The following is an 18,322-nucleotide window of genomic DNA, read 5'->3' on the forward strand; positions in this document are numbered from 1 at the left end:
GTCAGACCCAGCTTTTCGATTTGGTATGACGCGACCACTTGAGGTGGTCTTTCAGCCGCGCATCTGCGCGGCGCTGGGATTCGGTACGAACGTAACGGGCGATACGAAGACCCGCATAGATGGCGAAAATCGTTCCGCCGACAATGAATGTGAATTCGGCCATGGGATTATTGTTCTCCGCGTTCCTATGGTCGTGAGGTGCCCCCATCCACCTAGGTCGAAACTTGGGCGAAATTGCGGCCGAAGTCCAAGTTCCGTCAAGTTTTCGCAATCATCTGGTGTCGAACGTGAAACGGTGCGCGGCGGAACTCGGAAAGTGTTGTCAAAATGTAAAAGGCGGACGCGTCGCGCCCGCCACAATTGATCATTTCGCCGGAGACTGTCGAACGTCGTTCAGTTCGACAGAACGATATCCGCCAGCCGGATCAGTTCAAGCACGCGGCGCGTTTCGTTATCGACACGAAGCACGACGCGGCCATCGCGGTAATACGCTTCGTTCTCGTCGAGCCGCGGCAGGCGGTAGCGGTCGTAATCGCGCAACCGGTCATACCGATCCGTCCAGACGTAGCGATCGCCTGCGCGATAGCCGTCGTATTCGCCGATATACTCATAGTCGGGCGCACGTACCCCCTTTTTGGCCAGCCCCGGTGGAACACATGGCGTGGCCTTCTTGGCCAGCCCCGGTGGACAATGGCCGTTGTTCTTTGCAAGCGCAGGGTCGGCCGCGCCAACAGTCAGTGCGAGGGCGGCAGCCGCCGCCAGGGTAAGCCGAAGCATCGATTTTCTCCTTATGTCCCGACGTCTTTAGGACGGGTGGGGCTGATAGGACATATCACCCGAATATCGGGGCTGATTTGGGCGGAATTTCGATCAAACCTTACCGATCCGCGGTGCCAAGAACCCGCATTGTGGCGGGATCAACCTTCAGGATTGAATGATCCACACGGAAGTACCAGAACGACCCATCCGTTGCCGGAAGGCCGTGATACTCTGTGTTGAGAATGACGTTGAACTGGCCACGGGGCAGTGTGTCGCCGATGTCGTAGGTGAGCGATTGACTTGATGCAGCCGGCGTCAGGCATTTCCCACCGGTCTCGCAAGCCAGTCCGACAGTGCCGACGAAAGACACGGCAACCGAAATCAACGCTGAAGCGCAGCAAACCCTGTACATGAACAATACTCCTTGTCTGCGGGATCAACGCAGATGTCAGGAGTCTGTTCCGTGGCCCCGGCGTTTGCGCTGCAGGACGGTCAGAGGCCTGTAGGCTTCTGGATGTTCGCTGATTCCTTCAAGAAGACGCGAGGCAACCAGCCGCAGAATGTAGATCCCGAATGCGGGGTTCTGATGATGAAGCCTTGCGAAATCCTGTTCGCGGATCACCATCACTTCGCAATCGCTGACACACCGCGCCGTCAGCGTGCGCTCATGAGCGTCAGTGAAGAAGGCGATCTCGCCGAAGATCTCACCAGGCCCGAGGGTCACGTCCACCTCGTCCAGCGCGACTTCGCCGGATTGAAGGTAGTAAATGTAATGGGGCGGATCACCCTTCCGGAACACGAGTTCACCGGCCGAGAATTTCACCGGGCGCATAACGCTTCGGATCCAGTCGAGCGAAAAATCACCTTCCCGGGCTCTCTGTGCCGCGTCATTGCTGCGCCTCAGCTGGGCCAGCCGGTAAAGGTTGAAGGGGATGATGGCGAGATGGAGCGCCATGATGCCGTAGGCATCCGTCATGGCGCCGTAAAGAGCGAAGACAGCACTGGACGCGAGGATCGCAATCCTCAGCGGAACCATCGTGCGCATTGCGACCGCCACGAGCGTCAGGCTGGCCGCGATCCATCCGAGGATTTCGACGGGGGGGATCTCGCTCATCACACTACGCCGCGAGCTCCACCCAGACGGGAACGTGGTCGGACGGTTTTTCGCGCCCGCGCACGCCGGCGTCTATCCCGCAATCAGTCATCAAATCAGCGGCCTGCGGGGTCAGAAGCACGTGGTCGATGCGGATCCCGTCGTTCCGGTCATAAGCATTGGCCTGGTAATCCCAGAAAGTGAAATGGCCCGGCCCGGGCATCCGCGTCGCCACCGCCTCGGTAAAGCCGAGATTGAGAATCCGGCGAAACGCTTCACGGCTCTGGGGCAGGGCAAGGGCGTCCTTGCGCCAGGCATCGGGCCGTGCCGCATCCTCATCCTGCGGGATCACATTGTAGTCGCCGGCCATCAGGGCAGGGGCCTCGTCGGCCAGCAGGGCCGCTGCGCGGGCCTTCAGCCGCTCCATCCAGGCAAGCTTGTAATCGTACTTGGGGCCCGGTGCCGGATTGCCGTTGGGCAGATACAGCCCGCAAATCCGCACAGGCGTTTCTTCGCCCACAACCGTGGCTTCGATCCACCGGGCCTGTTCGTCACCGTCGTCACCGGGCAATCCCCGGCGCACATCCTCAAGCGGATACTTCGAAAGGATCGCGACCCCGTTGAAGGATTTCTGGCCATGGGTGGCGACGTTGTAGCCGATGTCTTCGAACAGATCCGACGGAAATGCCTCATCGACCGATTTGATCTCCTGCAGCACGGCAACATCGGGCGACGCCTCGTCAAGCCAGTCACGCAGGGCCTGTGCCCGGGCCTTGATGCCATTGATATTGAAGGTCGCGATCTTCATGCCAACTCCGGTAACCCGCCTTTCGCCGGCGGCCGCGTCGCCCGCGGCCGCCGCAGGCGGATTCATTCACAATGCCGGGAGTATGGCAATGAAATCGTGATTAATTTCTCAAGATCGGCGGTGTGCTGCAGGTTCACATGGAAAACGATGTGCCGCAGCCGCAGCTTGAGGTCGCGTTGGGGTTCTCGATCGTGAATCTCGCGCCGATCAGTTCCTCGGTAAAATCGATGACCGCATTTGAAAGGAAGGACAGCGAAACGCTGTCGACGACAACCTTTTGGCCCCCGCCCTCAAGCACCAGGTCATCCTCCGCCGGTTCATCCAGCCGGATATCGTACTGAAAGCCGGAACATCCGCCGCCTTCAACGGCCACACGCAGCGCCTTCGGCAACTCCGCATCCGCGTTGATCTCCGCCAGACGCGCAAAGGCGCGCTCGGTTACGGTCGGGGGAAGTGTCAGGTCCATGGGCTCGCCTCGTCGCTCACGAACCCGGGATATATGGGTCGCAGCGGCCGCCTGCAAGAATTCAGCCTTGCGCCGCCTCTTCCACGAACCCTGCCAGATCGCCGTAGCCGGTGAAGCGTCGTTCAAAGCGCAAGCCCAGGCGCTTCGCGCATGCCTCGGCCTTCGACGTCAGGGCGGGGTCGTCCGTCTGTGCCTGGTAGACGAGCGTTTCGTAATTGCCGAAATACATGTCGCGAAGCTCGGGATGCCGGTCGAGACCGAGTGGTTTGGTCACGAAAGCATCGAACTGTCGCACGAGGAAATCGGTCAGGTAGAACGCCGTAAACTCGTTTTCCGCGTGCGCGGCGAAGACGTCGTTGCCTTCGAAGAACGAATAGCAGTGCGGTCCTTCTATCATGCGAACGCCCAACTGTTCGCATGTCGATTGAAGCAGCCCGCCTGTTCCGCAATCGGCGTAGACGACGAAGATCTCGTCATAGGTAGAGCGATGTTTGTCCACCGCCTCGCGCACCGCGCCGGGTATCTTTTCGGGCGTGTTGTGGAGGATCGCGGGCAGACAGGCGAGATCAAGATGCTCCCAACCATTTGCGCGGATCACTGCGAGTATCTCGCGGGCAAGGGCGCCGCAGGCCAGAAGTAGGATCCGGCCTTGGCGCGACGGGGCGAGCCCATCGCTCGTCAGTGCTGCATCATATGTCATCCCCGCGACTGGAGAGCCCGAATGCAGGCGGTGTCAAGCGCATTGAGGCGTTCCGGAGGGCAGTTGACACGCCTGCGGTCGATCGGATGGAAGACACCGCTGCGCCGCCAGCGATCGACGTCGGTTGCGTGCCGTCAGGCCTTGGCGGCTGGGGCGTTCCCCTCCTTCAGCGCCTTCATCCGCTCGTGCGATTGCTCGAACTGCGCCATATGGTTGGCAAGCATCTCCTCGTCCCGCGCATTGTCCGGATGATGAATGGCCTTCCGGAACACCGCGAGCGTCCGGTCCTCATGTTCTTCCAGTCCGCTCACCAGCGTCTTTTCCTTGTTGCTGACGTAAGCGCTGGCCTGCGTCGCGACTTTCATCGTCGATTCCATAGCCGAACCTTCCTTCACCTCACCGCCCACATCTTCGATGATGTTCGAAAGATCGCGGGCAACGGTTTCGCGCAATTCGGCATGTTGAAGGAAAAGCTGTGACAGGTCGCCGTCGTCGCTCTGGCGCGACGCCTTGCGATAGAAGTCAGCGCCGCCTTTGAGCACGGCGATGATGTCGTTCAGGTTGTTCAGCCTCTGGGCCATTTCGCTGTTCTCCCGCTGTTTGATGACAGCGAGAGAACGCCCTGAACCGCATACTGGTTCCTGTGCTCGGAAAGCGGAATATCCGTAAGGACTTAGTTCGCAGCCATCTGGTTATGCTTGCGCGACACGAAGGTTTTCGCCGTTTCGACCGCCACCGCCGCATCCCGGCAGTAAGCGTCGGCCCCGATTGCCTTGCCGAACTCCTCGTTGAGCGGCGCACCGCCAACCAGCACGATGTAATCGTCTCGGATGCCCTGTTCGATCATCGTGTCGATGACCACTTTCATGTAGGGCATCGTCGTTGTCAGCAGGGCCGACATGCCAAGGATGTCGGGCTTTTCCGTTTCCAGCGCTTCAAGGTATTTCTCGACCGGGTTGTTGATCCCGAGGTCGACCACTTCGAAGCCCGCGCCCTCCATCATCATCGACACGAGGTTCTTGCCGATGTCGTGAATGTCGCCCTTCACCGTACCGATAACCATCTTGCCAACACGCGGCGCGCCGGTCTCTGCCAGGAGAGGCTTCAGGATGGCCATTCCGCCCTTCATGGCGTTCGCGGCCAGAAGAACCTCGGGAACGAAAAGGATACCGTCGCGAAAGTCGTCGCCGACAATCTTCATCCCGCCGACAAGCGCTTCTGTAAGGACGCGGTAGGGGGCCCAGCCACGGTCGAGGAGGATGTTAACGCCTTCCTCGATCTCTTCCTTCAACCCGTCATACAGATCGTCGAACATCTGCTGGACAAGTTCTTCGTCGTCCAGCTCGGACAGGATGATTTCGTCATCATCGGACATATGTTAGCGCTCCCCTCGGACCACGCGGTTTCCAGCGTCCTATACGCCTTTTCCCGGGGCAAACATAAGGATTGCGACAGATTAGCGCTAGCTCGCGACCGGTGAATTGCGGCGTTGGCGCAAGAAGATAAGGCCCAAAAGCCCCCCGGCAAGAAGTGGCGCCGACGGTGGAACGGGGACCGGCGCAAGAAATTCGGCAGCGATTGCCCCAGCGACGAGCGCATGGGCGGCCTCGGTCGGATGAATGCCGTCATAGAACAGGTGTCCGTCGCAAGAGGGCAGTGTCGCGCATGGGATCTGTTCCTCGTCGAAGAGATCTTCATCGAGGATCGACGCGAACAGCCCGAATGTATCGACATACCGCACATCCAGCCCGGTCGAAACTGCCAGGTTGCTGAGCGCATCGAACAGGAACGAATTGAACCCGATCGACGCCATCATGGCATCGAACTGGTCGCCGGCCGACTTGGCCAGATTGAGGGGAATTTGCCCAAGATCGGGGAGGCCCGGTACGATAAAGCGATCGACACCGAAGCTGTCGGCAAGAAATTCAATCCCTTCGATGATCTCGGCCACGGCGTTCGGAACCGCAAACGGGCTCGACACGTTCAGAAGGTCGTTGCCGCCGAACCAGATCACGGCTGTGTCGTACGCGTCGAAGGCCGGGCTGGTGTCCGTAAACAGTTGAAGCTGGTCATCGAAGCTGACGACTGTTGGTTCGTCTTCTACCGACGCCCAGGCCCGGGCCCCGCCGATTGCGAAATTCTGGCCTGACGTCGTGTCGAGGCCAAGCTGTGTGGCCCAAACATCGCCGTCCGTGAACTGGATGCCGAAGAATCCGGGATCACTGAGGGAGTCGCCAAATACGACGGTCTTCTCCACGATCTCTTCGAGTGTCGCGGCTGTCGCAGCCACTGGAACGGCGGCAAACCACACCGCAACAAAGGCACGTAGCATCATCGTGCAACTCCTCCCCACCGACGCATATCAGCGCCCAACGCGCCGAAAATGGCGTCATGAAATGCCTTCGAGTCCAGCCTTCGGATCAGTTGACGTTGCTGTGGTTCATGTTTTGTTCTACACATCCGCCGATGGAACACCCCTCCGATCCAAATCGCGTGCCGGTTGAGCGGCGCAAAGGCCGCGGCGTGCTGTCGAACCGCACGAACCGATTCGAGCGCCTGGTTGCAGAACCCGTGGATGACGGATGGGATGCCGACGAGCCGCTTCCGCCCCTTCGCACGGAAGTCTCGGAAGAGCGCCCCCGCAAAGTCATCACCCGCAATGCCTCACCTGATCTGCACTTCGATCGCTCGATCAACCCCTATCGCGGATGCGAACATGGCTGTGTCTATTGCTTCGCTCGGCCGACGCACGCGTATCTTGGTCTCTCACCTGGCCTCGATTTCGAGACGCGGCTGATCGCCCGCCCGGATGCGCCGGATGTCCTGGCGCGCGAACTGGCAAACCCGCGCTATCGCCCCGCAACGATTGCCATTGGAACCAACACCGACCCATATCAGCCGATCGAACGCGAGCGACAGATCATGCGCCGTATTCTCGAGGTGCTGGAGGCGTTCAATCACCCGGTCGCCGTGGTCACCAAGGGCACCCTGATCGAGCGCGATGCAGATATCCTTGGGCGGATGGGCCGGAAGGGGCTCGCGCGTGTCGGCATTTCCGTCACCACTCTGAAGCGGGGTTTGGCGCGATCAATGGAACCGCGGGTGCCTGCGCCGGAGCGCCGCCTGCGCGCGATCCGCAAGCTGACCGACGCCGGATGTCCGGTGCGTGTAATGGCGTCGCCCCTTATCCCGGCGCTGACGGATCACGAGTTGGAAGGGATCCTGGAAGCCGCGGCAAAGGCGGGCGCCATTGCCGCAAGCTATATCCTTCTGCGCCTGCCGCGAGAGGTCGCCCCGCTGTTCCGGGAGTGGCTGGAAGAGGCCTGCCCGGATCGCGCCCGACGGATCATGGGCCGGGTGCGCGACCTGCATGGCGGGCGCGACTACGATCCGGAGTGGGGCAGGCGGCTGACGGGTGCCGGCCCATTTGCCGATCTGGTGCGGCACCGGTTTCAGATCGCGCTCAGGCGAAATGGCCTTCAGCGCGATCTCCCGCCCCTTCGCACCGATCTTTTTGCGGTGCCGCCCAGGCAAGGAGATCAGATGTCGCTGTTCTGATGGTGCAAGCTCAGATCGCGATCGGTACAAGCACCTCCGGCTCTCGCACATCGACGCCGGGAAGCCCGGATCTAAGCTCTTCGGCATCTTGAGCAAGAAGCGGGAAGGTTTTGTAATGGCATGGGATTACGGTCGAGAAGTTGAAGTATTTCCTGGCAGCCCAGGCCGCCGCCTTCATGTCCATCGTGAAGTGCCCGCCTGCGCAGAGGATGCCGATTTCCGGGGCATGGTATTCGCCCATCCACGCCATATCGGCCATGATGTCGGTGTCGCCTGAGACATAGATCGTCTTGCCTTCACCACGGATCATGAACCCGGCTTCGGCCCCGGCATAGACCGGCCCCGACGCGCCGCCGACCGAAGAGGAATGCGTGGCGTTCACCATGCTGACGCTCACGCCGCCCAGCGTCACGGTGCCGCCTTTGTTGAAGCCGATGACTTCAGCGCCCTCGGTCTCCGCCCACCACGACATAAGGTCGTAGATGCCCACGATCGGCGCACCGGTTTCCTTGTGAATGCTAAGGGCGTCGCCGGAATGATCGCCATGTCCGTGGGTCAGTAGAATATGGGTCGTGCCGCTTACCGCTTCGGCGCGGCGGTCCTCGGGAAACACGGGATTGCCCGTCATCCACGGGTCGATCAGAAGCACCTGATCCTCGATTTCGATACGGAAGCCGGAATGTCCAAGCCAAACGATGTTCAAAGGGGTTCTCCTTGCATAGTCTTCTTTGAAACATAGCAGGACAGGCAGGGCAGTCACGTGGATTGGACGGCAACGATCGACGGATATTGCGAACGGCTGGATCCGGGCTTCTGGGCCGAGCCCTTGAATGCCGTCTCGAACATCGCCTTTCTGATCGCTGCCTATGTTATGTGGCGTCGGAGCCGGGCGGATGGCTTTCCCATAGTGACGCTTCTCATCGCGATCCTGACATCCATCGGGATCGGCTCTTTCCTGTTTCATACCTTCGCGACGCGCTGGGCGGCGCTGGCCGATGTGCTGCCGATCGCGCTTTTCATCCTCATCTATCTCTACGCTGCAAACCGCTACTTCTGGGGCCTCGGGTCGGCCCTCTCCGCCATCGGAACCGCCGCCTTCATCCCCTACGCCGCGCTGACCGTCCCAGTGTTCCAGGCCCTGCCGTTCTTCGCGATCTCGGCGGCGTACTGGCCGGTGCCTGTTCTTATCTTGGCTTACGCGGCCGCACTCGCCCGCTCCGCGCCCCAAACGGCGCTTGGCCTCGCCATCGGCGGAAGCCTTCTCTGCCTTTCGCTTGTCCTCCGCTCGCTCGATGAACCGCTCTGCGAAACCATTCCCGTCGGAACGCATATCTGGTGGCACGTCCTCAACGGTATTCTCCTCGGCTGGATGATCGAGGTGCTGCTGCGCACGCGCCTTGCAGCCCGGGGTGACAGCGGCTAAACGCCAAGCCCGACAGGTCAATCGCGTCTCAAGACAGGACTTCGCATGTCAATCGATCTCGAAACGGCCCGCAGGGTCGCCAAGCTCGCCCGGATCAAGGTTGAGGAGGAGGATCTTCCGGCTCTTGCGGGAGAGTTCAACGCGATCCTAGGCTTCATTGAGCAACTGAACGAGGTCGACGTCGACGGTGTCGAACCGATGACCAGTGTGACCCCGATGCGCCTGAAGCGGCGCCAGGACGTGGTGACATCCGGAGGCATGCCAAAAGAAATCCTCTCGAACGCGCCCGATGCGCGCGAGGGGTTTTTCGCCGTGCCGAAAGTGGTCGAGTAGATGGGGGCGGACGTGATCGGTGCACTGAACAAACTGACAATCTCCGATGCGCGCGACAAGCTTCGCGCGGGCGAGGTTTCGGCGGTCGAACTGACCGAAGCCTGTCTTGCCGCAATCGAAGGGGCAGGGGCGCTGAACGCCTTTGTCCACAACACGCCCGAGATAGCGACGGAACAGGCCCGGGCGGCGGATGCGCGCCTCAAAGCCGGTGATGCGCCGTCGATGTGCGGCATCCCGATTGGCGTAAAGGATCTTTTCTGCACGAAGGGCGTGCCTTCGCAGGCCGCAAGCGGGATCTTGAACGGCTTCCTGCCTGAATACGAGTCGACCGTTACGCGACAGTTGTTCGAAGCCGGCGGGATCATGCTCGGCAAGCTCAACATGGACGAATTCGCCATGGGCTCGTCCAACGAAACCTCCGTCTACGGCAACGTGGTAAACCCCTGGCGTCGCGGCAATGACGATACGCCGCTGACACCCGGCGGCTCCTCGGGCGGGTCTGCATCGGCGGTCGCGGCCGATCTTTGCCTGGCCGCGCTCGGCACCGATACGGGCGGTTCGATCCGCCAGCCGGCCGCCTTCGTCGGAATTACCGGGCTCAAGCCCACCTACGGCCGGGTGTCGCGCTGGGGCATCGTGGCTTTCGCCTCCTCGCTCGATCAGGCCGGGCCGATGTGCAAATCGGTCCGTGACTGCGCGATCATGCTGCAGGCCATGGCCGGCCATGACCCGATGGATTCAACCTCGGCCGATCTGGCGCTTCCCGATTTCGAGGCGGCGCTGACAGGCGACATTCGCGGCAAGACGATTGGTATTCCGCGCGAATACCGGATGGACGGGATGCCCGAGGAGATCGAGGCTCTTTGGGCTGATGGCCGCAAGATGCTCGAGGACGCCGGGGCAAAAATCGTCGATATCTCTCTGCCCCATACGAAATACGCGCTTCCGGCCTACTACGTGATCGCGCCCGCCGAGGCTTCGTCGAACCTCGCCCGCTATGACGGCGTCCGCTACGGCCACCGCGCCAAGCTTGCGCAGGGCGACGGTGTGACGGAGATGTACGAGAAGACTCGTGCCGAAGGGTTCGGCGCAGAGGTGAAGCGGCGCGTGATGGTTGGCACCTACGTGCTCTCTGCAGGCTTCTACGACGCCTATTACAACCGGGCACGGAAGGTGCGGGCGCTGATCAAGAAGGATTTCGAGGATGCCTTCGCCAACGGCGTCGACGCCATCCTGACCCCGGCCACACCGACGTCCGCTTTCGGGCTTGGTGAAATGGCGGATGCCGACCCGGTGCAGATGTATCTCAACGACGTCTTCACGGTGACGGTCAACCTGGCCGGGCTGCCCGGTATTGCCGTGCCCGCAGGGCTCGACAAGCAGGGTCTTCCGATGGGCCTGCAACTCATTGGGCGTCCCTGGGACGAGGCGGACCTTCTGAATACCGCCTATGCCCTCGAAAGCGCGGCGGGCTTTGTTTCCAAACCCGTCAAATGGTGGTAGGCTGACACCACATAAAGTGGGCAGAGCAGAACCATGACATTTGTGAACATGACCTCGCGCGCCGCGCTGGTCGCCACCGGGCTGGCGCTTGCCGCCTGCGCGCCATCCACTCCTCCTCAGCGGGGCGTAGGGTTTCAGGACTATTCCACCTATCAGGCGCAGGAGCGCGCCCGTGCCGCGCGCGAGGCGCAATTGTCCCGCACGGCGGGCCCGGTGCCACCGACGCTCGCGGTGTCGAACGAAGTGCCTGCGCAGACGCAGGCCGCGCCAACCGCGCCACCGGTGGATGTGGTTGCTGTCGCGTCGGAAGCGCTCGATGAACCGACCGCGACTACGAACAATCCGGCCATTTCTGACGAACAGAGCTTCGAGGCCGTCGCAAGCCGCGAAACCATCGAAAGCGATGCAGAGCGTCTCGAACGCCAGCGCGCACAGTTCCAGCCGGTCGCGCCAGAGGCTCTGCCAGAGCGAAGCGGCTCTTCCAGCCCCAATATCGTGGAATTCGCCCTGGCCACGAACCACGCGATCGGGCAACCGGTTTACAAGCGTGGCCGCACGTCGCCGTCAAGAACCGAACGGAACTGTGCCGAATATCCGTCGCCTGACCGGGCCCAGATCGCTTTCATGGAAATGGGCGGCCCGGATCGCGACCGTCGCGGGCTCGACCCGGATGGTGACGGCTTCGCATGCGGCTGGGATCCCCGCCCGTTCCGCGCCGCGAGGGGTGGCTGACGGCGGATGCCTGACACGGGCCCGGTGTATCTGAACGCCTGCAGTCACGGGCTGCCATCGGCTGCGGTCCTTGATGCTGTTGCAGACCATACCGGGCGCGAACGACACGATGGGCCGGTCACCGCGTTCCGTAATGCGGCGGAACGGCTTGAGGTGCTCTACGACCGTGCAGGTCGGATCCTCGGCGCTCCGCCATCGGAAATCGATATTGCTGCGACGACGACATCGGCCTGGCTCGGGGTCGTGCTGCGTCTGAACCTCGTGGGGCGTCGCATTCTCGTGGCGCCGCACGAATGGGGCCCGAACGTCCGCATGCTCGAGAGGCTTGCGGCTTCAGCAGCGGCATCCATCGAAGTGCTGCCCGATCCCACCTCGGGTGCACCTCTCTCCGACTGGGCGGCACGCTTCGACGAGGATGTGGCGGCGATCTTCACCCCCATGGTGTCCAGCATCGAAGGCCGCCGCTATCCGGTGGAGGAGATTGCGGACGTTCCGCGGCCCGAGGGATGCCGGCTGATCGTCGACGGGGCACAGGCCATCGGTCAGACCGACATCGACCTTGGCGGCATCCCTTGCGATGCCTTCCTCGCCACAACCCGAAAATGGGTGCGGGCACCCCGGGGCACAGCGCTCGCGTGGGTGAACCCGGCCCTCGGCGCACCGCGTCCTCCGCGTGATATCGAGCCGACGGATATGCCGGTTTCGGCGCATCTTGCGCTTTCGGAGGCATTGGGCGAGGCGCTCGACGACGGCATTGCAGCCCGTGCGGTGCGGATCGGTCACCTGCGCGATCTTGCCCGCGCCGGGGCGCGGGAGCGCGGTTTCGACGTGCTGCACGGGCATGAGCCGATGACGGGCGCGCTCGCGCTCTTCGTACCTCAGCGATACTTAGAGGATGTGAAAACCGGCCTGCAAGCCTCTGACGTCGTGGTGAAATTCCCCGATCCGGAGCGGGACGAACCCGCATCCCCGCCGGTCACGGGCGGGTCAGTCCTTCGCGTCTCACCGCACATCTACAATACGGAAGCCGAGATCGAATGCATGATCGAGGCATTGCCCCGGATCGCGTGACCGTGCATCTGACCCATCCATCTCCCAATCACGGCACCAGGCGCGATGGCCTGATCCCGTCACTCATCGTGATCCACTACACGGCCATGGCGACGGCGGAAGAGGCGTTGGATCGGCTTTGCGACCCGGCGACCGAGGTGTCCTCACACTACCTGATTGACGAGGCAGGCCGCATATGCCGGCTCATTCCCGAGACCCGCCGGGCCTGGCACGCCGGGGCGGGCCGGTGGGGATCACTGAGTGATGTGAACTCCGCCTCTGTGGGGATCGAGCTTGCGAATGACGGCACCTGCCCGTTTCCGCCGGAACAGATGGCGGCGCTGGTTGCACTTCTGGCCGAGATCCGCGGGCGCTGGAACATCCCGCCAAAAGGCGTGATCGGCCATTCCGACATGGCGCCGGGGCGGAAGACGGATCCCGGCGCCTTGTTCGATTGGCAGAGTCTGGCAGAAGACGGTCAGGCCGTCTGGCCAGAGACGCATGAAACCCTGCGCGGGACGGACGACTTATGGGGCGATCTCGCACGCTTCGGCTACCCGCTGGAGGTCGGTATGGATGCGGTCCTCGACGCGTTCCGCCTGCGCTTCCGCCCCGGCGTGACGGGCCCCGCGGATGAGACGGACCGGGCCATTGCCGCCGATCTCGCCCGCCGCTTTCCCGTTGACCCGCCCCGCCGTGATGCTTAGCTCTGCCCTCGCATGCGGAGGGCCGGATGGCCGCTGCCGTCTTCGGGCGGGAGAGGAAAGTCCGGACTCCACGAAGCAACGGTGCCGGGTAATGCCCGGGCGGGGCAACCCGACGGAAAGCGCCACAGAAATCAGACCGCCCCGGATCTGATCCGGGGTAAGGGTGAAACGGTGGGGTAAGAGCCCACCGCGGCCCTGGCGACAGGGACGGCACGGCAAGCCCCACCGGGAGCAATGCCGAATAGGGGACCCGCATGGGCGGCTTCGGCCCGGGTCCCGGGTAGGCAGCTTGAGCGCGCCGGCAACGGCGGGCCTAGAGGAATGGTCATTCAGGGGGCCCCGGCCCCCGGACAGAATCCGGCTTACAGGCCCTCCGCATGCATTCCTTCGCGTTTCAGCCCTGCGCCCATCCCCCGGATCGCATCACCGGTACCCGCGTTCCGTCCGCGGTGATCCCGTCGATATCGATCTCGGCGGAGCCGATCATCCAGTCGACATGGATGATCGACGAGTTGCCGCCGCGTTGAGCGACCTCTTCCTTCGACAGGGTCTTGTCCTCAAAACATTCTGCGTAGCACTGACCAAGCGCAATATGGCTCGCCGCGTTCTCGTCAAAGAGCGTATTGTAGAACAAAAGCCCCGTATCCGAGATCGGCGAGCGGTGCGGGACGAGCGCGACTTCCCCCAGCCGGCGCGCCCCCTCGTCATTGTCGAGAAGCGTGCGGAACACGTTCTCTCCGGACGCCGCACGCGCCTCTGTGATGCGCCCGCCTTCGAAGCGCACCTCGATCTCCTCGATCAGCGTGCCCTGGTAGGAAAGGGGCTTCGTCGCGCGCACGTATCCGTCTGCTCTTTCGGCATGGGGTGTCGTGAACACCTCTTCAGTCGGGATGTTTGGGGTGCATATCACGCCGTTCCGCGCTTCTGTCTCGCCGCCGACCCAGGCGTGGCCGTCGGCAAGGCCTATGGTCAGATCGGTGCCGGGGCCGGTGTAATGCAGGGCGTCGAAGCGGTTCCCGTTCAGCCAGGCGGCACGTTCGGCAAGTGTCGCATTGTGAGCCCTCCAGGCTTCTACCGCGCCCCCCTGATCCACCCGGCTTGCCTTGAAGATCGCATCGGCAAGCGCCGCCTGCGCGGCCTCAGGCGCAAGATGGGGAAAGACCTGCCGCGCCCAGGCGAGGCCTGGCCACGAGACGATGTTCCAGTTGATCCTGAAATTCGCGATGTGATTCAGCGCAGGCCGCGAGGCTGCGGACATGGCCTTGGCCGCTCGTCCCACGTGATCCGGGTTCCGACCGGCGAGCAGGGCAGGGTCGTCGCCCTTGATCGCAAGGCGCGCCGCGCCCTTTTCGAAGGCCTGCGCCATGCCCTCGTAAAGCCACCCGGGCGCGGTATCGAACCCGTCTGACGTTCCGCTTCGATAGCGCGCAAGCGTCACCTCGTCGTCGCTCAGCAGCGGTGTGACCAGGCTCGCCCCAGCCTCATAGGCGGCTTCGGTGATCTCGCGAACAAGTGGCAGGGCCTCGACCGGCGCAGTCATCACAAGTTCCTGCCCGGGTTGAAGGTTGAGCCCGACCTTCACGGCCACATCCGCGAGGCGCTTGAGTTTCTCTCGGTCGATTGTGTGTGTTGTGAAGGTCATCATCTGCTCCTGCCTGATGCGGTGCACCCTAGCGCCTTCGCAGCCCCGTGCAACAACGGTCGCCGCCTCAGGCTCGGCGTGCTAGTCTCGATGCGGAACACCAAGCCCTTTTGCCCGAATTCAGGAGAGCCCCAATGAGTTTTGTCCGGACACTGGCGGCGCTGGCCGCAGGTTTTGCAGCTGCCAAAGGCGTGGAGCAATACAAGAAAATGGGAGGACTCGCGGGCCTTCAGGATGCAATGAAGGACAACCCGGCCTTGTCCAACATGCAGGCCCAGATGGGCGAGATGATGGAGCGGTTCGGCGTGCCCGGTGGCGCGGACGGCCTGAAGAGGATGATGGATCAATGGACGGGCGCGACCTCTGCCGGAGGAGAGCAGGCGGCGGCCGGTCTGGGCAGCCTGCTCGCAGCGCTGAACGGTGGTGCGGCGGCAGGAGCCGAACAGGCAGCGGCCATGATGGATACATTGACCGGCAACAGCCGCACGACCGAGACGATGGAAGACAACGCCAAGCTGATGATCCGCGCCATGATCCAGGCTGCGAAGGCGGACGGCACCTTCGATGCTGAAGAACAGGCGCGGCTGATGGATCATCTTGGAGAGCTTGATGCGGACGAACGGGCATTCGTCGAGGCGGAGCTGGCCAAACCGGTCGATCTGTTTGGGCTGGCAGCCGATACCAGCGATGCGATGAAGGCGCAGGTCTATGCAACCTCGTTGATGGCCGTGCGCGTCGACACCACGCAGGAGGCGGCCTACCTTGACGGGCTTGCCGCGGCCCTCGGCCTGTCCGACGAAACGCGCGCCCGTGTCCACGCGTCCATGGGGGCCAAGTAACCCTTCCCGCTTGACAGCCGCGTCCGCGCCAGTAAAAGGCGGGCTTCACGAGATTTGACGGCGTAGCCCCCGTGGACGGGGCCGCACGAGGAGTAAGAAGATGGCGAAACCGACGACGATCAAGATCCGCCTGAACTCGACCGCCGATACGGGCCACTTCTATGTCACGAAGAAGAACGCCCGCACGATGACCGAGAAGATGACCGTGCGTAAGTACGATCCGGTGGCGCGCAAGCATGTCGAGTACAAGGAAGGCAAGATCAAGTAATCTACCGATCTGCGAACCGAACACGGGGCCGCGCCATTGGGCGCGGCCTTTTCTTTTTGCCTCTCGCGAAAGGATTGTGGGCGTAGAAGTTCACAGGCAGAACAGCCCCGTCGCCCTGGCTGCGCCCGAAGCATTGGGGTCGCGGCCTCCGGCATTGAAGCCGGCAAGTACGTCGTTGCCCGTCTCGACGGGGCCACGCCCCTTCCTTCAGCCCGACAGGCCGGGCTTCCGCCAGCCTGAATCGGTTTTCTTGTGCGCGCCACTCCGATAGGCCAGTGACAGATCCTCTTGCGCGACGGAGACGCAATGACATTCGGCACGGCCCTTGCTGTTATCGGCGCACTCATACTGCCGGCCCTCGTGGCCGTAGCGGCCTGGCGGGCGATCGCGACCGCCCGCACGCCTCAGGGCGCCGTCGGTTGGGTCGTATTCCTTCTCTCCGCGCCCTGGTTCGCCCTGCCATCCTATATCCTCTTCGGGCAAAGCAAGTTCCGCGGCTATGTCGTTTCGCGCCGGAACAGCCAGCGGGTGATCGAAGCGCTTGATGATTTCGCCGAATCCCACGCCCCCAGCGGCGCGCCGGACCCATCGATTCCCGCCTTCGAGAAGATCGCTGGCATGCCTGCCGTCGGTGGAAACACCATGGAAATCCTGGTCGATGGAACCGCGACCTTTGCCGCGGTTTTCGATGCGATCGACCGCGCGAAGACCTACATCCTCGTCCAGTTCTACATTCTCAGAAACGATACCATCGGCCGCGATTTCGCCGACCGCCTGAAAGCCGCGGCCTCGCGCGGCGTGACCGTACGCGTGATCTATGACGGGGTCGGAAGCTACAGCCTTGACCGGTCCTATACCGATGGGCTCGAGCGGGCGGGCATCCGCGTCGTCGATCCGGGCTCAGCCCGCGGTCCGACCTCCCCCCTCCAGATCAATTTCCGTAATCACCGCAAGACCGTTATCGTCGATGGTCAGATCGGCTTCACAGGCGGGCACAACGTGGGCGACGAATACCTGGGGCGTGACAAATCCATAGGGCGCTGGCGCGACACCCATGTTGCCATTGAGGGCCCCATGGTCCAGCAATTGCAGCTTGCCTTTGCCGAGGACTGGCACTGGGCAACGGGCGAAACGCTCGACAACAGCCTGCGCTGGACTCCGCAGGATGCGGACGATGACATGACCGGTCTCATCGTGCCCACCGGGCCCGTCGATGAGATGGACAGCGGCAGTCTTCTGTTTCTTACGGCGATCATCGCCGCACGGCGCCGCATCTGGATCGCCAGCCCCTATTTCGTGCCCGACAGCATCGTCCTGTCGGCGTTGATTCAAGCCGGTCTGCGTGGCGTTGACGTTCGCCTTCTCGTGCCCGATCAAATCGATCACTACCTGCCATGGCTCGCGGCCTTCGCCTATTTCGACGAGGTGCGCGATGCCGGTGTGACGGTCTACCGCTACACCGACGGTTTCATGCACCAGAAGGTCTTCCTCGCCGATGACGGGATCGCCGGCATCGGCACCACGAACCTCGACAACAGATCGTTTCGGCTGAATTTCGAGGCGATGGCGGTTTTCTTCGACGCCGTGGCCGCCGCGCGTGTTGAAGAGATGCTTGAGAGCGATTTCGCCAAGGCGCGGATGATGACCGAACGGCTTTCCGAGCAAGGTCTGAAACTTCGGGTCGGAGCCCCGCTCGCGCGGCTGTTGGCTCCGCTGCTTTGATGCGTCTCAGGATCGCAAGCTACAATATCCACAAGGCCGTCGGTCTTGACCGTCGCCGCGATCCTGCGCGCATCCTTGAAGTCCTGAACGAGATTGCCGCCGATGTGGTCGTTCTGCAGGAGGTCGACCGCAGGCTGGGCGCGCGCCCCTCGGCTCTGCCGCGCTTCCTGATCGAGCAGGAGACCGACTATGCCGTCGTCGATCTTGCGCGAAACGATGTGAGTCTCGGCTGGCATGGAAACGCCGTTCTCGTGCGGCCCGGGCTCGCCATCGGTGATGTGGCCCACATAGACCTGCCCGGGCTCGAGCCGCGCGGCGCCGTGCGTATCGATGTCGACGGTGGGCTTACGGTGGTGGGAACGCATCTCGGGCTTCTGAGACCCTGGCGAATCCGCCAGCAGCGCGCGATCCGCGATGCGGTGGATGCACGCGCCTCCCGCACGGTGATCGCGGGCGATTTCAACGAATGGGCGGTGCGCACAGGTTTCGAACCCTGGGATGGGGTGTTCGACGTGCAGACACCGGGGCGCAGTTTTCACACAGCCCGTCCGATTGCGCCTCTCGATCGCTTCGCCCTGGGCAAGAAGCTTCGGCTGCACGGGGCGGGAGTGGTCCGGCAGGGTGCTGCACGGGTTGCGTCCGATCACCTTCCCGTTTGGGCGGATGTCGAGGTGAGCGGCTGACCCTTTCCTTGGGCTGGCGTCGAGCTATCTGAACCG

At 62.6% G+C, this 18,322-nt stretch carries 23 protein-coding genes and 1 other RNA gene; 12 read left to right on the forward strand and 12 right to left on the reverse strand.

Features of this window, described 5'->3' with window-relative positions; translation table 11 throughout:
* Position 1: 1 nt before the first annotated feature.
* From RXV90_RS18450 to RXV90_RS18495, 10 genes are all read right to left on the reverse strand, one after another.
* Positions 2 to 163 (reverse strand): hypothetical protein, encoded by a 162-nt coding sequence (locus tag RXV90_RS18450; protein ID WP_316650446.1) that lies wholly within the window; start codon positions 161 to 163, stop codon positions 2 to 4.
* 230 nt (positions 164 to 393) lie between these two features.
* Positions 394 to 777: an excinuclease ABC subunit A gene (locus tag RXV90_RS18455; protein WP_316650448.1), complete on the reverse strand. Its 384-nt coding sequence runs from the start codon at positions 775 to 777 to the stop codon at positions 394 to 396.
* Positions 778 to 877: 100 nt separating this feature from the next.
* Positions 878 to 1,171, reverse strand: a complete 294-nt coding sequence (locus RXV90_RS18460) for a hypothetical protein (RefSeq protein WP_316650450.1) — start codon at positions 1,169 to 1,171, stop codon at positions 878 to 880.
* A 36-nt stretch (positions 1,172 to 1,207) separates the two neighbouring features.
* Positions 1,208 to 1,873, reverse strand: a complete 666-nt coding sequence (locus tag RXV90_RS18465) for a cyclic nucleotide-binding domain-containing protein (RefSeq protein WP_316650452.1) — start codon at positions 1,871 to 1,873, stop codon at positions 1,208 to 1,210.
* A gap of 4 nt (positions 1,874 to 1,877) precedes the next feature.
* Positions 1,878 to 2,660 (reverse strand): exodeoxyribonuclease III, encoded by a 783-nt coding sequence (xth, locus tag RXV90_RS18470; RefSeq protein ID WP_316650454.1) that lies wholly within the window; start codon positions 2,658 to 2,660, stop codon positions 1,878 to 1,880.
* A gap of 133 nt (positions 2,661 to 2,793) precedes the next feature.
* Positions 2,794 to 3,120 (reverse strand): HesB/IscA family protein, encoded by a 327-nt coding sequence (locus tag RXV90_RS18475; protein WP_316650525.1) that lies wholly within the window; start codon positions 3,118 to 3,120, stop codon positions 2,794 to 2,796.
* 67 nt (positions 3,121 to 3,187) lie between these two features.
* Positions 3,188 to 3,826, reverse strand: coding sequence for a DUF1638 domain-containing protein (locus RXV90_RS18480; RefSeq protein WP_316650455.1), 639 nt, complete (start codon positions 3,824 to 3,826; stop codon positions 3,188 to 3,190).
* Positions 3,827 to 3,960: 134 nt separating this feature from the next.
* Positions 3,961 to 4,407 (reverse strand): PA2169 family four-helix-bundle protein, encoded by a 447-nt coding sequence (locus RXV90_RS18485; protein ID WP_316650458.1) that lies wholly within the window; start codon positions 4,405 to 4,407, stop codon positions 3,961 to 3,963.
* 92 nt (positions 4,408 to 4,499) lie between these two features.
* On the reverse strand, positions 4,500 to 5,201 hold the full coding sequence (locus RXV90_RS18490; RefSeq protein WP_316650459.1) for a corrinoid protein: 702 nt from the start codon (positions 5,199 to 5,201) through the stop codon (positions 4,500 to 4,502).
* An 87-nt stretch (positions 5,202 to 5,288) separates the two neighbouring features.
* Positions 5,289 to 6,161, reverse strand: coding sequence for an SGNH/GDSL hydrolase family protein (locus tag RXV90_RS18495; RefSeq protein ID WP_316650461.1), 873 nt, complete (start codon positions 6,159 to 6,161; stop codon positions 5,289 to 5,291).
* A gap of 131 nt (positions 6,162 to 6,292) precedes the next feature.
* On the opposite strand from RXV90_RS18495, the gene RXV90_RS18500 reads away from it, so the two are divergent.
* Positions 6,293 to 7,384 carry a PA0069 family radical SAM protein gene (locus RXV90_RS18500; RefSeq protein ID WP_316650463.1) on the forward strand — a complete coding sequence of 364 codons (1,092 nt, stop codon included), beginning with the start codon at positions 6,293 to 6,295 and terminating at the stop codon, positions 7,382 to 7,384.
* Positions 7,385 to 7,394: 10 nt separating this feature from the next.
* Here the strand turns inward: RXV90_RS18500 and RXV90_RS18505 are convergent, their stop codons facing one another.
* Positions 7,395 to 8,087: a metal-dependent hydrolase gene (locus RXV90_RS18505; protein WP_316650465.1), complete on the reverse strand. Its 693-nt coding sequence runs from the start codon at positions 8,085 to 8,087 to the stop codon at positions 7,395 to 7,397.
* A gap of 57 nt (positions 8,088 to 8,144) precedes the next feature.
* Between RXV90_RS18505 and RXV90_RS18510 the strand changes: the two genes are divergently transcribed.
* The 7 genes from RXV90_RS18510 to rnpB all read left to right on the forward strand — a co-directional run bounded on the left by RXV90_RS18510 (position 8,145) and on the right by rnpB (position 13,513).
* Entirely contained in the window at positions 8,145 to 8,807 is a 663-nt protein-coding gene (locus RXV90_RS18510; protein ID WP_316650467.1) for a ceramidase domain-containing protein, read from the forward strand.
* 45 nt (positions 8,808 to 8,852) lie between these two features.
* Complete coding sequence (gene gatC, locus RXV90_RS18515) at positions 8,853 to 9,140, forward strand: Asp-tRNA(Asn)/Glu-tRNA(Gln) amidotransferase subunit GatC (RefSeq protein WP_316650469.1); 288 nt, start codon at positions 8,853 to 8,855, stop codon at positions 9,138 to 9,140.
* A gap of 15 nt (positions 9,141 to 9,155) precedes the next feature.
* Positions 9,156 to 10,643, forward strand: coding sequence for an Asp-tRNA(Asn)/Glu-tRNA(Gln) amidotransferase subunit GatA (gene gatA, locus RXV90_RS18520; RefSeq protein ID WP_316650528.1), 1,488 nt, complete (start codon positions 9,156 to 9,158; stop codon positions 10,641 to 10,643).
* 33 nt (positions 10,644 to 10,676) lie between these two features.
* Complete coding sequence (locus tag RXV90_RS18525) at positions 10,677 to 11,375, forward strand: hypothetical protein (RefSeq protein ID WP_316650471.1); 699 nt, start codon at positions 10,677 to 10,679, stop codon at positions 11,373 to 11,375.
* Positions 11,376 to 11,381: 6 nt separating this feature from the next.
* The gene (locus RXV90_RS18530) at positions 11,382 to 12,446 is read left to right on the forward strand and encodes an aminotransferase class V-fold PLP-dependent enzyme (RefSeq protein ID WP_316650473.1); all 1,065 of its coding nucleotides are present in this window, start codon (positions 11,382 to 11,384) and stop codon (positions 12,444 to 12,446) included.
* Positions 12,413 to 13,132, forward strand: coding sequence for an N-acetylmuramoyl-L-alanine amidase (locus tag RXV90_RS18535; RefSeq protein ID WP_410482384.1), 720 nt, complete (start codon positions 12,413 to 12,415; stop codon positions 13,130 to 13,132). Before RXV90_RS18530 ends, RXV90_RS18535 begins: the two co-directional genes overlap by 34 nt.
* Before the next feature lie 14 nt (positions 13,133 to 13,146).
* Positions 13,147 to 13,513, forward strand: an RNA gene (gene rnpB, locus RXV90_RS18540) — RNase P RNA component class A.
* A gap of 13 nt (positions 13,514 to 13,526) precedes the next feature.
* On the opposite strand, the gene RXV90_RS18545 is transcribed toward rnpB, so the two are convergent.
* Positions 13,527 to 14,774: an aminopeptidase gene (locus RXV90_RS18545; protein ID WP_316650477.1), complete on the reverse strand. Its 1,248-nt coding sequence runs from the start codon at positions 14,772 to 14,774 to the stop codon at positions 13,527 to 13,529.
* Positions 14,775 to 14,908: 134 nt separating this feature from the next.
* On the opposite strand from RXV90_RS18545, the gene RXV90_RS18550 reads away from it, so the two are divergent.
* From RXV90_RS18550 to RXV90_RS18565, 4 genes are all read left to right on the forward strand, one after another.
* A complete protein-coding gene (locus RXV90_RS18550) occupies positions 14,909 to 15,613 on the forward strand; it encodes a DUF533 domain-containing protein (RefSeq protein ID WP_316650479.1) in 705 nt (234 codons plus the stop codon).
* A 100-nt stretch (positions 15,614 to 15,713) separates the two neighbouring features.
* Positions 15,714 to 15,881: a 50S ribosomal protein L33 gene (gene rpmG, locus RXV90_RS18555; protein WP_008330537.1), complete on the forward strand. Its 168-nt coding sequence runs from the start codon at positions 15,714 to 15,716 to the stop codon at positions 15,879 to 15,881.
* Positions 15,882 to 16,187: 306 nt separating this feature from the next.
* Positions 16,188 to 17,603, forward strand: coding sequence for a cardiolipin synthase (cls, locus tag RXV90_RS18560; RefSeq protein WP_316650484.1), 1,416 nt, complete (start codon positions 16,188 to 16,190; stop codon positions 17,601 to 17,603).
* The gene (locus RXV90_RS18565) at positions 17,603 to 18,286 is read left to right on the forward strand and encodes an endonuclease/exonuclease/phosphatase family protein (RefSeq protein WP_316650486.1); all 684 of its coding nucleotides are present in this window, start codon (positions 17,603 to 17,605) and stop codon (positions 18,284 to 18,286) included. The genes cls and RXV90_RS18565 overlap by 1 nt, the downstream gene beginning before the upstream one ends.
* Positions 18,287 to 18,322: the final 36 nt, after the last annotated feature.

It is taken from the genome of Ovoidimarina sediminis (assembly GCF_032586175.1).
GTDB classification, from domain to species: domain Bacteria; phylum Pseudomonadota; class Alphaproteobacteria; order Rhodobacterales; family Rhodobacteraceae; genus Ovoidimarina; species Ovoidimarina sediminis.